We start from the raw sequence: 14,366 nt of genomic DNA on the forward strand, positions 1-14,366 counted from the left end.
ATTGGTACAACTTAAGAAGGAGCTGTCATGAGCCGTCCGCCACTGCCACCGTTCACCCGTGAAACCGCCATCCAGAAAGTCCGCGCCGCCGAGGATGGCTGGAATACCCGCAATCCCGAGAAGGTCTCGCTGGCTTACACGGAAGACTGCTATTGGCGCAACCGTGCCGAATTCGTTACCGGCCGCGCCGCCATCGTCGGCCTGCTGCAGCGCAAATGGACGCGCGAGCTGGAGTACCGTCTGATCAAGGAATTGTGGGCGCATGACGGCAACCGCATTGCAGTTCGCTTCGCCTACGAATACCATGACGATTCCGGCCAGTGGTATCGCGCCTACGGCAACGAAAACTGGGAGTTCGCGGAGGACGGCTTGATGCAGCGCCGCCTGGCCAGCATCAACGAACACCCGATCGCCGCCTCGGAGCGCAAATTCCATTGGGATATCAATGCACCGCGCCCGGCTGACCATGCGGGGCTGAGCGACTTAGGTTTTTAAATTCAGGTTTGTAAAACATGCCACGAGTAATGGGTGAACGCAGCGATGCCGTGCCGCTGCTGGCCGAGGTGTTCCGCACCTACGGTTTTGAAGGCGCCAGCCTGGCGCGCATCAGCGAAGGCACGGGGTTGGGCAAAGGCAGCATCTATAATTTTTTCCCCGGCGGGAAAGAGGAGATGGCCGAAGCCGTGCTCGACGAGATCGATGGCTGGTTCCGCAGCCAGGTGTTCGCGCCGCTGCGCGCCGCCGCCGATGTGCGGCTGGGCGTGGCCGACATGTTCAAGGCGGTTGGGCGTTACTTCCTGTCCGGCCGCAAAGTGTGCCTGGTGGGCGTGTTTGCGCTCGGGCTGGAGCGCGACCGGTTTGCCGTCAAGGTGCAGTCGTATTTTGCCGAATGGGTGCAGGCGCTGGCGCACGCCTTGCAACGCGGCGGCCACCACGAAGGCACGGCGCTGGCGTTGGCCGAGGACGTGGTTGGCGGCATCCAGGGCGCGCTGGTGCTGGCGCGCGCGGCCGATGAGCCGGAGTTGTTCATGCGCGCGCTGGCCCGCATGGAGCAGCGGCTGAACGCTGTGTGAACTCATCGGCGGGGCTGTGGTCTAACTTGTTTTAGCCGACGGCCACTGCCATGACTCCTCCTCTGACTTCTGTAATTGCGCCCGACCTGCCGCCGGAGGTGCTGCTGCGCCAGATTTACCTGAACGTGCGCGACTTCGCCATTTTCACTGTCGATACGCAGGGCCTCATCAACAGTTGGAACCTTGGCGCCGAGCTGATTTTCGGCTACGCGCCGCAGGAAATTATCGGTCTCAATATGGACCGGCTGTTCACCGTGGACGACCAGACCGAAGGCGAGCACCAGCGCGAGATGCAGCAGGCGGCGCAGTGGGACCGCGCTTCCGACTACCGCTGGCACCTGCGGCGCGATGGCTCCATGTTCTGGGCCGACGGCGTGCTCACACCTATTCCAGGCGAGAACGGCAAGCCCAGCGGCTACCTGAAAATCCTGCGTGACATCACCGAGCGCAAGCTGGCGCAAGATGAAATCCGTCGCCTGGCCACTATCGATGTGCTGACCGGGCTGTCGAATCGCGCCGCTTTCGACACGCGGCGTTCGGAAATGGTGTCGCTGGCCGAGCGCACCGGCGAGCTGCTATTGCTGATGATGATAGACCTCGACCAGTTCAAGGAAGTCAATGATGTGCTGGGCCACCATGCCGGCGATTTGCTGCTGCGGATGGCCGCGCAGCGCATCCGCGACAGCAGCCGCGCCAGCGATTACGTGGCGCGGCTTGGCGGCGACGAGTTCGGGCTCATGCAGTTGTACGCGCCGTCGCCGGCCAGCGGCGGCCTGTTGGCGGACAAGCTGCTGAGCGAGCTGGCCAAGCCGTTCATGATCGGCGAGCGCGAAGTCAACATCAGCGCCAGCATTGGTATCGCGGTCTGCCCGGGGGACGCCGTCACGTCGGACAATTTGCTGAAGAGGGCCGACCAGGCGCTGTACCACGCCAAGAATGCGGGCCGCAACCGCTATCACTATTACACCGAAGCGCTGGACGAAGTGGCGCACCGCAAAAACGCCGATCATCATGAGCTGCGGCACCTGATCACGGACAAGTGCTGCGACCTGGTCTACCAGCCGATACTGAACCGTTCCGGTCACACGGTGGCGATGGAAGCCTTGCTGCGCCTGCCCGGCTACCTGGGGCAGCAGCCGGTGGAATATGCGATCGGGCTGGCGGGCGAGATGGGCTTGTTGCCGGAACTTGGCTGCTGGGTGGCGCGGCACGCCTTTGCGCAACTGCGCCACTGGCGTGACGCGGGGCTGGACGGCATTCACATCTGTATCAACACCTGCGCCAAAGAGTTGCAGAATGCCGGTTATATCGTGCAGCTGCTGGCGGCGCTGGCCGAGTGCGGGGTGGAAGCCGACGATGTGGAAATCGAACTCACTGAGCGCGATGCGATAGAGCTGGAGCGCAACGGCAGCAATATCATTGAGCAGCTACGCGCACAGGGCTTCATGGTGGCGCTGGACGATTTCGGCACCGGCTATTCCTCGCTCAGTTATCTGCGCGCACTGCCGGTCAATACCATCAAGCTGGATAAGAGTTTTTTGCTCGGTGTGCCGGACAGCGGTGACGCCGATGCGGTGGTCAAGCTGGTGATCCAGCTGGCGCATGACCTGCGGCTGAACGTGGTGGCGGAGGGCGTGGAAAGCGCGGAGCAGGCGGCCTTCCTCGGCGACATCGGCTGCGGCGCATTCCAGGGGTATCTATACACGGCAGCGATGCCGGCTGATGCAGCCACGGCGTGGCTGCATGAACACGCTGCTGCTTAAGCTACTCAGACCAAACCGAGGTCGCGGCCCGGGGTGCCGAAGATGTGCTCAATCTGCCCGGCGTTCAGGCCGTACATGCGGGATAACAGGCCACCAAGCAGGGCGCGGTATTCGTTCAGTACCGGATAATCGCGGTTCTGGAATAGCGTTGGCTGCTCGACCTGCACTTGTTCGCCGCGCACCTTGCCGCCATTGACGCTGCCGCCCAGCACCCAGTACACGCTGCCATGTCCGTGGTCGGTGCCACGGTTGCCGTTCTCGCGGAAGGTGCGGCCGAATTCACTGACCACCACCACCACCGTATCCTTCCACTCCGGCCCCATCTCCTGGGCGAAACCGGCCAGGCCGCGTCCTAGTTCTTCCAGCCGGTTGGCGAGGTAGCCGGTGGCGTTGCCCTGGCCGACGTGGGTGTCCCAGCCGCCGACATCGACAAAGCCGATGTTGTAGCGCTCCTTCATGGCCTTGGCGATGCGGCGCGCCTCCAGTTCGAAGCCCTTGGCGGTGATGGCGTTGCGGTTGGCCGCATCCATTTCGCCGGCCAGGTCCTTCATCAAATCTTCGCGCACGGTGAAACCGTCGCGCACCGGCTGCGCCAGCGCCGTGCCTTCGTACATGGCGGCGATCATTTTCGCCTGGCGCGCATCGACGGCCGGCTTGGCAACGTTGCGCAGCGCGGTGTTGGGCACTTGCAGCGAGCCTTGCATGATCAGTGGCAGCTGGTCGGTGAAGGAGATGGCGTTGGCACGGTCTGCGTTGAGCGTCGAGGCCAGACGGTTCAGGAAACCGGAGCGGTAGTCGCGCTTGCGGTCCAGCGCCTGGCCCAGTTCTATGCTGTCCTGTGTTTCGAAGTGGCTGCGCGACAGGTCCTCGGTGCCGGCGAACGGCACGAACGCCGCTTGCCCCGCCGTGAACAGTGGGTAGATGGTGTCGCGCAGGGCAGGGTGCAAGCCCCAGTCGCTATCCACTGCCAACGCAGCGGTCTTGGGGATGGCGATATTCGGCCGCACTTGATAGTAGTAGTCGCTGGAGATGGGCGCCAGCAGGCTGGCGGCATCGTAGCCGCCGCGCATAAAGACGAACAGCAAGCGCGTCTTTCTGGCCGGTGCGGCCCACAGCTGGCCGGCGATGGCGGCGGCAGGCAGCGCCGCCAGTGTTTTGATCAGGGTACGGCGTTTCATGGTGCTTCTCCTAGCGGTGCATCAGTTCCGGCGATGAGAGGAACAGCGCGTTCCATTCCTGCGGCGAGGCGGCTTGTTCCAGCGCCTGCTGCGTGGCCGGCGCCAGCGTTTTTTTCAGCGATTGGTAATACAGGGCATTCGACAGCTGCGGGAAGGCTGGCTTTTCCTGCGGCTGCGCGCCTTCGCCGCGGAACAAGCCTGCAGCGCCGCCGCCGATGGCCTTGGCAATTTCAAAGCGCGTGGTCATTTGGCCCGGACTGGCCCAGCCGGATTCGGTGAGCGGATAGCCGTCCGGCGTCTGGTGGCCATACAGCGGTTCGGCCATGCGATTGAGCCAGTTCAGCATCGGTCCGGTATTGAGAATCACTTTGTCATCGTAGGTCAGGCGCACGGCGGAGACCACGTAATGCACCGGGTCCTTGAACTTGTGGCCCAGCGATTGCGTGAACTCGGGCGACGTGAACATCACGCGCAGCACCGCGGCGATGTCGCCATCGCTGGACTGGAAGCGCGCAGCCATGCGCTCCACCAGTTGCGGCGGCGGTTCATCGGCCACGAAGTAGATGGCCAGCTTGCGGCTGACGTAGCGCGCGGTGGCGGGATGGCGGCACAGGCGGTCCAGCGCTTCATCCACTTCAGCCAGGCCGCGGCCTTTCACGGTCTGGCCGAGGAAGACTTTGTCGGCGTAGTCGTGGCGATTCGGATTGAATTCGAACAGGCCGTGGCGTTGGTACTGGTCCTGCTTATCGCGCCGCACGTTGGGCATCTTGTCGCCCAGGTTGACGCCGACGCCGGTGAGAATGCGCGCCAGCTGCTGCACATCGTTCTGCGAATAGCCGCCGTCCACGCCCAGCGTGTGCAGCTCCATGATTTCGCGCGCGTAGTTTTCGTTGATGCGGTTGGCGGCGTTTTGTTCGTTATCCAGATAGCGGATCATGGCCGGGTGGCGCAGCGTGGCCGATAGCAGGTCGCGGAACTTGCCCAGCGCGTGTGGGCGGATGGCGCTTTCTTCGTAGTCGCTCACCAGCACGCGCAGGTTGGCTTTGCCCTGGTGGACGTTGAAATGGTTCATCCAGAACCACGTTATTTGCTCCTGCAGCTGGTTGGGCGAGTACAGGTCGCGCAGCAGCGAGCGGGTGGCGGCTTCTTTCGCGAGGCGGTTCAGCTCCTGCTGGTAGGCGCGTTGCGCGGCTTTCTTGGCATCGTCATCGACCATCGCCTTGTCGTAGTCGCGGCGCTGGGCTTCCAGCTCCTCTACCAGTTTCGGCAGCGGCTTTTGCGAAATGGTCATGGCGTCGATCTGCGCCTGCGCAGCGGCGGGCAGCACGGCGGGGCGCGGATGCAGTTGCTGTTCCAGCCACGCCTCGTAGCCGAGTTTTTCGGCCTGCTGGTAGGTGGTCAGGTTGACGCCCCAGGTGATGCGATTCAGCGCACTGCTCAAGGCCGCCGGATCGGCCGGCGGCGCAGGCGGGGTTGGGGGCGTGGCGCAGCCGGCGAGCAGTAGCAGCGCCGCAGCGTAGCGGGTGATATGTCGAGTATGCATAGTCTGGAGCATATGCCAGATCCCCCTTTTGTGTATATGAACTATGTGTATGGTGCAACGAAATGTTACAGACTGCCGCTGTGATTCCCTCTATGATGCATTTTTCTCTCTGGGACATGGTATGCGCCTGACGACCGTTATTTTCCCCGCTTTGCTGGCGCTGGCCGGCGCGCCGCAGGCACTGGCAGCTGTCACCATGCATGTCAGTTCCACGCTGCAGGACCGCACCACGCAAATGGATGTCACGCTGGCCGACAGCTATATGGCGGTCGACACGTCGCAAGGGCGCGTGATTTACGACTTCAAGACGCACCGCCGTTTTGCGGTCAACACCGCCGCCAAGGAGTATGTGGAGTATTCGCTGTTCGATACGCTGGGCTTCCGTGTCGTGGAAATGCAGAACCGCGTGGGCTTGCAGGGCATGCTGGCAGCGGCCAAGATCGATGTGCCGGTGATGAATATGGCGGTGCAGGAAAATGAGCTGTCGCTGCTTAATGGCGCGCCCGGCGCCATCGACGAAAAGGTGGAGGGCGGCACGCGCAGCTATTCCATCGGTGGCGTCAAGCTGGCGGCATGGAGCGATGCCGGCGCCAAAGTGGCTGCGGGCGACGCCGCGCAGTTCGCGCGTTTCATGCGCTATGCCGAGGGCGGCCATCCGCAGTTGCTGGACAAGCTGGCCAAGGGCGGCGTCATTCCCGCGCATATCAGTTTGTTCATCAGCGGCGACCGCACAGCGCGGCTCGATATCAGCGCGGTGCGCACGGTAGAACCGCAAGCCTACGACCTGAAAGGCTACCAGCGCGAAATGAGCACCAGCGGGCTGGATGCGCTGTTCGACCGCATCGTCGCCATGAAGCCGGCGCAGGTGACGGCTTTCCGCGCACAGTATCCTTGCGATAGCGGCGCCGATTTCAACGAACCGCACGCACTCGATGCAATACTAGGTCAGCTGGAATGCTCACTATCCACTGGTGCGCCGATGTCGTTGACGGAGGAGCAGAAAGAAGCGGTGAAGGCTTCACCTACCGTGGGTCTGCTGCTCGCTGCCATCAACCCCACCAAGGGCAATGAGATTGAAGGGGCGGTAAAAACGCTGGTAGCGCTGCGCGTGCAGGCGCCGCGCAAGGCGTATGTGCTGAAGATCTTCGAAGCCAATCACCGTGCGCGCATGAAGCAGTTGAAGGAAGCGGAGCGCCTGTTCACGGAGGTGCTGCAAGTGAATCCAGTGTTGGTTGGAGCCTACAAGGATCTGGGCGATGTGCTGCTGATGCAGTACGATAGCCCGCGTGCCTGGCGTAGCTGGGACACAGGCCGCCGCCTGGCGCAAGGCTTTGCGAACTTTGAAGCAGTGAATAAATTCGAAGCCGGCATGGTGGCGCAGCATCCGGAATACTTCTAACGAGACGACATATGCCCACCATCGATCCGCGCGTCGACGCCTACATCGCCAAGTCGGCCGACTTTGCGCAGCCCATCCTCGAACACTTGCGCGCCGTGGTGCATGCCGCCTGCCCTGATGCGGAAGAGACCATGAAGTGGAGCTTCCCGCACTTTATGTACAAGGGCATGATGTGCAGCATGGCTTCCTTCAAGGCGCATTGCGCGCTGAATTTCTGGAAGGCCGAGTTGCTGATGGCGGCGGATGATGTGAACCGCGAAGCGATGGGCCACTTTGGCAAGATCACCAGCGTCAAGGACCTGCCGTCGAAGAAGGTGCTGACCGGGTACATCAAGCAAGCCATGAAGCTCAATGACGATGGCGTCGCTGCGCCCGCGCGCGCCAAACCGGCCACGCCACGGCCGCTGGAAATTCCTGATGACCTGAACGCCGCGCTGGACGCCGTACCGGCCGCGCGCAAGCACTTTAATACTTTCACGCCGGGCAAACAGCGTGAGTACGCTGATTGGCTGAACGAAGCCAAGACCGAAGCCACGCGCGCGCGCAGGCGTGAACAAGCCGTCGAATGGATCGCAGAAGGTAAGTCGAGGAATTGGAAATACGAGAAATGCTAGGGGATTAGTGCTAAGAGAATTAGCGTTCAGCGGGGTTTGGGCTGGTCGCTAAGGCAGGCGCAAATCAAAGGGCGCCGGATACCGCATGCCGGCGCCTGGCATGGCATGATGAGCTAGGCAGATCAATGCATAGACGCGGTGGACAGATCTTTCAGCTCGCGAATGCTGATATCTGATTTTTCATGCATACGCAGTAGGATCGTGGCACCGACGGCTAGTTTTCGGTGACGGATCTTGCTGATGATTGGTGGCTGAACTTCCAGTACCCGACACAACTCTGCATCGTTCTTCAAGTTCATTTTTTCGATCAAAGTGTCAAGAAGCTTGTTTGGGACAAAACTGGATGGTTCCAGTGCCCGAGCACGATTCATGGCTTCGATCAGTTCCAGCTTCTTCTGCCGTACGTTCATGGTTTGCTCCTCCTTTGCTCTAAACGTTTTGAAAAAGTACGTTTCCCGGCAAGGCTAGCGCCCACATTTTTTGGTTCGAATGTGGTACGCGACTCAACATTCTTGATAACCATGCAAGTTAATTTCAATAATACTACGGCTAAAAAAAAAGTGGAGGGTTTGACAAATAAATTATGTTATTTATTGCTCAAACGGGTTGACGATTGTTGTTTCTTGTAGCCCACTTTTGGATAGTTGTAGGATTTTGTCTGTCTTTTTAGCGGCGAGTTGCGAATGTGTCACCATGATGGCGCACGCACCGGTGGCCTTGATTTCACGTTGCAGCAGCGTCAGGATGGCGTCGGCGGTATCAGGATCGAGATTACCAGTCGGTTCATCAGCGAGGACCAGGGCCGGGCGGTGCACCAGCGCGCGGGCGATCGCCACGCGCTGCATTTGTCCGCCGGAGAGTTGGTGGGGGAAGTCGTGTTCGCGGCCTGCGAGGCCGACGGCGTCCAGCATTTCCGCCGCGCGCGCGGTGGGCAGGCCGTTGAGCAGCAGCGGCAGGGCGACGTTTTGCAGCAGCGTTAAATGCGGCAGCACGTGGAAAGCCTGGAAGATGAAGCCCATGCGCGCGCGCCGCAGCTTGGTGGCGGCGTCGTCATCGAGACCGGACATGGGGATGCCATCAACGATGATGGGCGATTCGCCGTTGACCGCATCGGGCGTATCGAGGCCAGCGATGAGGTTCAGCAGCGTCGATTTGCCGACGCCGGAGTCTCCCATGATAGAGACGAATTCACCGGCCTTGAAGGTCCACGACAGCTGGTCCAGCACCGGACGGCCGCCGTAGGATTTGGAGAGCTTGCGTAGTTCTAGCATTATCGTGTCAGTGAGCGGCGAAGGGCAAAGCTGGCGCCATCGACCAGCGCCACCAGCAACAGCATGGCGAGGATGACGGTGGCGGCCAGCGGCATCTGGAATAGCGACAGGTGGTACTTGAGCATCTGGCCCAGGCCACCGGCGCCGACCACGCCGAGGATGGCGGCGGCGCGGATGTTGTTCTCCCAGCGGTACAGAGTGTAGGACATCATCTGCGGCAGGGTTTGCGGTAGCGTGGCGTAGAGGAAGGCCGCAGTGGCGCTGGCGCCGTTGGTGCGCAGGCTTTGTTCCGGCAGCGGCGCGGCGTTTTCCAGCGAGTCGGCAAACAGGCGGCCCAGCACACCGGCGGTGTGCGCGGCCAGTGCCAGCGTGCCGCCCAGCGGCCCAAGGCCGGCGGCGATCAGCATGACGGAAGCCCACACCAGTTCAGGAATCGAGCGCAGGACGTTGAGCACTGCGCGCATGGCAGCGCGTGGTGCAGCGCCGAAACGGCCGGATGCCGGTAGCGAAAAGGCCAGTCCGAATATCACGGCCAGCAAAGTGCCAAGGCCGGACATGGCCAGCGTTTCCAGCGTGGCCCAGAAGGTCTTGGTGAGGAAGGGCAGGCCAGTCTCCGGCGGCGCAAAGCCGGCCAGCAGCTCCATGCTGCTGTTGATGGCTCCCAGCGTGAAGAACTCGTGCCACTTCAGCGGCAGCGTGGCGAAGCTGGCAACGACCAGCACGGCCAGCATCGCCATCATCACGATGATGGTCCAGTCGTGGCGCGGTGGTTTAGGCATATGTTGGTTCATCCCAGCCTCCGGCGCAGCACTTTGGAGAATTGGTCAGCGAGTGCCACCAGTGCGACGAACACCAGCAGCATGGACGCCACTTCCGCACCGGCCAGCATTTTCATCGATTCATCCATGCGTTGGCCCAAGCCGCCCGCGCCGACAAAGCCCATCACCACCGAGCCGCGGATCGCGCACTCCCAGCGGTAGACGGTGTAGGACATCAGCTCCGCTGCGGCTTCCGGCAGGGTGCCGTACAACAGTGCCTGCAAGCGTCCGGCGCCATTGGCTAGCAGTGTGTCGCTGGCGTGGCGGTCGGACGATTCGAGGATCTCGGCGTACACCTTGCCCAGCATGCCGCAGTAGGTGAGGGCAATCGCCAGTACGCCCGCCGTCGGGCCAAGGCCGATGATGCGCACGAACAGCAGCGCCCACACCAGCTCCGGCACGGAACGCAGCAGCACCAGCAGCCAGCGCACCACCTGCCGCACGGCGCGCGCGATGAAACGCATGCGGCCCGTGCCCAGCATGGAAATCGACAGCTGCTCATTGATGATCAACGTCGCCGGAATGGCGCCCAGCAGCGCAAGCGTGAGGCCAGCGGTGGCGATAGCGACGGTATTCCAGGTTTCGCGCAGCAGCATGTCGAGGAATTCGGCGCTGTGTGCGGGCACGAGGAAGTCGGCCAGGAAGCGCCCTGTGGCCGACAGGCTTTGCTCGTCCAGCAGGATCCAGGGTTTGAATTCGGTCAGCACCAGCGTAGGCCACAGCACCACCAGCGCCGCCAGGATGGCGAGCATCCGGCCGCGCAGGGCCGGATCGCGGTGGAAGGAGGCCGCGACGGCGACGTGGCGCGGGTCGAGCGAGGCCATTACAGGCAAGCGCCTACGCCGGGCTTGACGGCCATTGCGTCGTCGGGCTGCTGCGGCGCTGCCTCGGTTGGCTGCTCGCCTTGATACAGCGCGGCGATCATCTGCGGCGTGACTTGTTCGCGCGGCAGGTCGAAAGCGATGCGGCCGTCGCGCAGGGCGACGATGCGTGGGAAATGCGCCAGCGCCAAATCGACCTGGTGCAAGCTGCAAATCAGCGTGGCGTTGCGCGCGCGAGCTTCTTCGCGCAGCGTATTCAGTGTGAGCTCGGACAGCGCGGGATCGAGCGCCGACAAAGGCTCGTCCACCAGCAGCGCCTTGGCTGGCGACAGCAGTAAGCGCGCCAAGCCGCAGCGCTGGCGCTCACCACCAGACAGCCGGTCTACGCGCGAATACAATTTGTCGCCGAGATTAAAACGTGACAGCGCCTGCCACGCCGCCTCGGGATCGGCAGGCTTGAACAGCGAAACCAGCGCACGCCATACGCTCCATTGTGGCAAGCGCGCGGCCAGCACCGCCGTCACCACACGCTGGCGCGGCGGCAGCGGCGGTGTTTGCGGCGCCAGGAATAACTGCGCGCGCAAGCGATGACGCACCGCTTCGCCCAGCGCCCACGGATCCACGCCAAAGGCGGAGAAGCTGCCTTCAGCCGGTTGATGGGACAGCGACAGCGTTGCCAGCAAAGTCGTCTTGCCGGCGCCGGAAGGGCCGATCAGGGCCAGTTGCTCGCCCGGTTCGATGGTCAGGTTAATCGCTTGCAGCGCGGACGACGACCGCGCGCCGATGTGGCGCACGGTGAGGTTGTGCAGTTGATACGTCGGCATTTACTTCAGCAGGCCAGCGTTCTTGGCTGCGGCTTCAATGTTCTTGTAGTTGTCTACCTTGGTCGGGATGAACTTGACGGTGCGCTGCAGGTCCATGATGGCTTTGTCTTCAGGCTTGTTGATGTCCAGCGCCAGGAAAGCGTCGCTGAGTTTTTTCTTCAGATCCGCGTTCATGTCGGTGCGCACCGACCAGTTGTAGTCGTAGTAGCCAGGAGTGGTGTAGAACACGCGCACCACGGCTGGATCGACCTTCTTGGCTTCCACCAGTTTTTCCCAGACCGAGATATTCAGCGCGCCGGCATCGACCTTACCGCCTGCAACGGCGGCCACGGTGGCGTCATGTGCGCCGGAGAAGGCGATGCGTTTCAGGTCGGTGTCCGGATTGATCTTCGATTGCAGCAGGTAGAAGCGCGGCATCAGGTGGCCCGAGGTCGAGCTCTCGGAACCGAAGCTCAGTGTACGGCCCTTGAGATCATTCAGGCTGTTGATGTCCTTGTGTGTGGTAACGAACACCGAGCGGAATTTTTCATCTTCGGTACGCTGCACCAGTGGTGTAATCTGGCCTTTGCTACGGTCATTCGCTTGCACGAAGGTGAAGCCGCCGAACCACACCATGTCGACTTTTTTATTGATCAGCGCTTCCACCGAGGCGGCGTAGTCGGTTACCGGAGTGAATTCGACTTTCATGCCGATCTTCTTCTCAAGGTATTCGCCCAGCGGCTTGAACTTGCGTTGCAGTTCGGTCGGCGCTTCGTCCGGAATGGCGGAGACGCGGAACACGTGATCGGCCGATTGTGCGTGGGACCAGGAAGCGGCCAGCATCAGGCTGGCGGCGAAGATAGACTTGAGGGAGATTTTCATGAGGATGGTCCTTATGTGAGGCGCTACGAAAAAGGATATTCGGCTATCATAACAAAAATACCCCAGATAAAGGCAGCGCATCCCATGCATATGTCCCACGGCAGTGCGGCGGTTATCGCCGAAATCAACGCCGGCCTGTTGGCCCCTGCCGCGCATATCTCGCCCAAGTTTCTCTACGACGGGCTGGGCTCCAAGCTGTTCGAAGCTATCTGCGAGTTGCCCGAATATTATCCAACCCGTACCGAAGCCTCGATTTTTGCGGCGCATGGCCCGGAAATGGCACGCGTGGTCGGTGACGGCTCCACCCTGATTGATCTCGGCGCGGGCAATTGCGCCAAGGCGGCGTCGCTGTTTCCGTTGCTGCATCCGGCGCAGTATGTGCCGGTTGATATCTCGCGCGAGTTCTTGCTGGGTGCTGTGGAGCAGCTGCGGCAGCGCTTCCCGCATATCGAGATGACGGCGCTGGGACTGGATTTTTCCAGCAGTTTTACGCTGCCGGACAGCGTGCGCAAGGCGCATCGCGTGTTCTTTTACCCTGGCTCGTCCATCGGCAATTTCACGCCCGAGCAGGCAGTGAATTTCCTGCGCAGCTTGCGCTCCAACGGCGGCGATCTGCTGATCGGCGCAGACCTGATCAAGGATCATGAAGTGCTGGATGCTGCCTACGACGATGCGCTGGGCGTCACGGCAGCCTTCAACCTGAATATCCTGCGCCACGTGAACCACTTGGCTGGCGCGGACTTCGAGGTCGCGCAGTGGAAGCACATCGCTTACTTCGATTTCGAACATAGCCGCATCGAGATGCACGTGGAAGCGCGATGCGACCTCACGGTGCGCTGGCAGGGCGGCGAACGGCGTTTCGAACGCGGCCAGCGCATCCACACCGAGAATAGCTACAAATACACGCGCCAGTCCTTTGCCACCTTGCTGGAGCGGGCCGGCTTTGCCACTACCCACACGTGGACCGATGACGAACAGTGGTTCGCCGTCTTCCACGCACGCACCATTCCGGATTGACGATGGATTCTTTGCAGGCCCGCTACACGGCAGTACGCAAGCACACACTGGCACTGACCGAGCCGTTGTCCGACGAAGACTGCGGCGCGCAATCGATGCCGGATGCAAGCCCGATCAAATGGCATCTCGCACACACCACGTGGTTCTTCGAGACCTTCATCCTTGAGCGCATGGAGCGCGGCTTTGCACCGTTCCATCCGGCGTTTCGCATCCTGTTCAACTCTTACTATAACGGCATCGGCGAAAAGCATCCGCGCGCGCAGCGTGGCTTGCTGACGCGGCCCGCGATGGCGGAAGTACGGGCCTATCGCGCCAACGTTGATGCGCGCATCGCGCGCCTGCTGGAGAGCGAACTGCCAGCAGCGCAGCGCGCCGAGTTGGCGATGCTGGTCACGCTGGGCATGCAGCACGAGCAGCAGCACCAGGAGTTGATGCTGACCGACGTCAAGCATCTGCTGGCGCAAAGCCAGCTGCGGCCTGCGTATCTGGATGCGCCGCAGCCTGCCGCTGCTGCGGCCCCGCCGCTGGCGTGGCTACATTACGAAGGCGGGCTGACTGATATCGGCCATGACGGTGCAGGCTTCTGCTTTGATAATGAACTGCCGCGCCACAAGCAGTATGTGGCGCCGTTTGCATTGGCTTCACGACTGGCGACAAATGGCGAGTACCTGGCCTTCATCGAGGCTGGAGGTTATGCGAATGCGGCACTGTGGCTGGCCGAGGGATGGGATTGGGTGCGCACGCAGAAGCTGGATGCGCCGATCTACTGGTTCAAGGACGAGCAGGGAGCATGGCAGGAGTTCACGCTGCACGGCATGCAGCCGCTGGACCTGAATCGACCACTCACGCATATCTCGTTATATGAAGCGGATGCTTATGCACATTGGGCCGGCGCTCGTTTGCCTACCGAGGCAGAATGGGAGTACGCCGCCGCGCAAGCGAATGCAGCGCAGATGTTTGGCCACTGCTGGCAGTGGACCAGCAGCAGCTACGCGCCGTATCCCGGCTTCGCTGCTGCCGAGGGCGCGCTGGGCGAATACAACGGCAAATTCATGCTGAACCAGTACGTTCTGCGTGGTTCATCTCTGGCGACGCCGGAGGGCCATGCGCGCGCCAGCTACCGGAATTTCTTCCCGGCTGGCGCGCGTTGGCAGTTCACCGGCATCCGCCTGGCGCAACGCTAG

The 14,366-nt window shown here is 61.8% G+C and carries 15 protein-coding genes; 7 read left to right on the forward strand and 8 right to left on the reverse strand.

Annotation, left to right across the window (positions count from 1 at the left end; all coding sequences use genetic code 11):
• Positions 1–27 precede the first annotated feature (27 nt).
• From GTP46_RS14675 to GTP46_RS14685, 3 genes are read left to right on the forward strand one after another with little or no spacing between them, the layout of a single operon-like run.
• Positions 28–495 (forward strand): nuclear transport factor 2 family protein, encoded by a 468-nt coding sequence (locus tag GTP46_RS14675; protein WP_161007373.1) that lies wholly within the window; start codon positions 28–30, stop codon positions 493–495.
• A gap of 17 nt (positions 496–512) precedes the next feature.
• Entirely contained in the window at positions 513–1,073 is a 561-nt protein-coding gene (locus tag GTP46_RS14680; RefSeq protein WP_161007374.1) for a TetR/AcrR family transcriptional regulator, read from the forward strand.
• 50 nt (positions 1,074–1,123) lie between these two features.
• Complete coding sequence (locus GTP46_RS14685) at positions 1,124–2,836, forward strand: putative bifunctional diguanylate cyclase/phosphodiesterase (protein ID WP_161007375.1); 1,713 nt, start codon at positions 1,124–1,126, stop codon at positions 2,834–2,836.
• Between the two features lie 5 nt (positions 2,837–2,841).
• Here the strand turns inward: GTP46_RS14685 and GTP46_RS14690 are convergent, their stop codons facing one another.
• Positions 2,842–4,014: a DUF1501 domain-containing protein gene (locus GTP46_RS14690; protein ID WP_161007376.1), complete on the reverse strand. Its 1,173-nt coding sequence runs from the start codon at positions 4,012–4,014 to the stop codon at positions 2,842–2,844.
• A 10-nt stretch (positions 4,015–4,024) separates the two neighbouring features.
• Positions 4,025–5,557, reverse strand: coding sequence for a DUF1800 domain-containing protein (locus tag GTP46_RS14695; RefSeq protein WP_161007377.1), 1,533 nt, complete (start codon positions 5,555–5,557; stop codon positions 4,025–4,027).
• Between the two features lie 121 nt (positions 5,558–5,678).
• On the opposite strand from GTP46_RS14695, the gene GTP46_RS14700 reads away from it, so the two are divergent.
• Entirely contained in the window at positions 5,679–6,956 is a 1,278-nt protein-coding gene (locus GTP46_RS14700; RefSeq protein ID WP_161007378.1) for a hypothetical protein, read from the forward strand.
• 11 nt (positions 6,957–6,967) lie between these two features.
• Positions 6,968–7,570 carry a YdeI/OmpD-associated family protein gene (locus GTP46_RS14705; protein ID WP_161007379.1) on the forward strand — a complete coding sequence of 201 codons (603 nt, stop codon included), beginning with the start codon at positions 6,968–6,970 and terminating at the stop codon, positions 7,568–7,570.
• A 122-nt stretch (positions 7,571–7,692) separates the two neighbouring features.
• Here the strand turns inward: GTP46_RS14705 and GTP46_RS14710 are convergent, their stop codons facing one another.
• The 6 genes from GTP46_RS14710 to GTP46_RS14735 all read right to left on the reverse strand — a co-directional run bounded on the left by GTP46_RS14710 (position 7,693) and on the right by GTP46_RS14735 (position 12,165).
• Positions 7,693–7,980 carry a hypothetical protein gene (locus GTP46_RS14710; RefSeq protein ID WP_008447145.1) on the reverse strand — a complete coding sequence of 96 codons (288 nt, stop codon included), beginning with the start codon at positions 7,978–7,980 and terminating at the stop codon, positions 7,693–7,695.
• Positions 7,981–8,160: 180 nt separating this feature from the next.
• Complete coding sequence (locus GTP46_RS14715; RefSeq protein ID WP_161007380.1) at positions 8,161–8,841, reverse strand: ABC transporter ATP-binding protein; 681 nt, start codon at positions 8,839–8,841, stop codon at positions 8,161–8,163.
• Positions 8,841–9,632 carry a phosphonate ABC transporter, permease protein PhnE gene (gene phnE, locus GTP46_RS14720; protein ID WP_161007381.1) on the reverse strand — a complete coding sequence of 264 codons (792 nt, stop codon included), beginning with the start codon at positions 9,630–9,632 and terminating at the stop codon, positions 8,841–8,843. The genes GTP46_RS14715 and phnE overlap by 1 nt, the downstream gene beginning before the upstream one ends.
• Complete coding sequence (locus GTP46_RS14725; RefSeq protein ID WP_161007382.1) at positions 9,629–10,483, reverse strand: PhnE/PtxC family ABC transporter permease; 855 nt, start codon at positions 10,481–10,483, stop codon at positions 9,629–9,631. Before GTP46_RS14725 ends, phnE begins: the two co-directional genes overlap by 4 nt.
• Entirely contained in the window at positions 10,483–11,304 is an 822-nt protein-coding gene (locus GTP46_RS14730) for a phosphonate ABC transporter ATP-binding protein (protein WP_161007383.1), read from the reverse strand. The genes GTP46_RS14725 and GTP46_RS14730 overlap by 1 nt, the downstream gene beginning before the upstream one ends.
• Positions 11,305–12,165, reverse strand: a complete 861-nt coding sequence (locus GTP46_RS14735) for a putative selenate ABC transporter substrate-binding protein (protein ID WP_161007384.1) — start codon at positions 12,163–12,165, stop codon at positions 11,305–11,307.
• Positions 12,166–12,249: 84 nt separating this feature from the next.
• Here GTP46_RS14735 and egtD point away from each other — a divergent pair, with 84 nt between their 5' ends.
• Together egtD and egtB are read left to right on the forward strand one after the other, a co-directional pair.
• Positions 12,250–13,182 (forward strand): L-histidine N(alpha)-methyltransferase, encoded by a 933-nt coding sequence (egtD, locus tag GTP46_RS14740; protein ID WP_161007385.1) that lies wholly within the window; start codon positions 12,250–12,252, stop codon positions 13,180–13,182.
• Between the two features lie 2 nt (positions 13,183–13,184).
• Positions 13,185–14,366 (forward strand): ergothioneine biosynthesis protein EgtB, encoded by a 1,182-nt coding sequence (egtB, locus tag GTP46_RS14745; RefSeq protein ID WP_161007386.1) that lies wholly within the window; start codon positions 13,185–13,187, stop codon positions 14,364–14,366.

Source organism: Duganella flavida, from assembly GCF_009857445.1.
In the GTDB taxonomy this organism is placed as follows: domain Bacteria; phylum Pseudomonadota; class Gammaproteobacteria; order Burkholderiales; family Burkholderiaceae_D; genus Rugamonas; species Rugamonas flavida.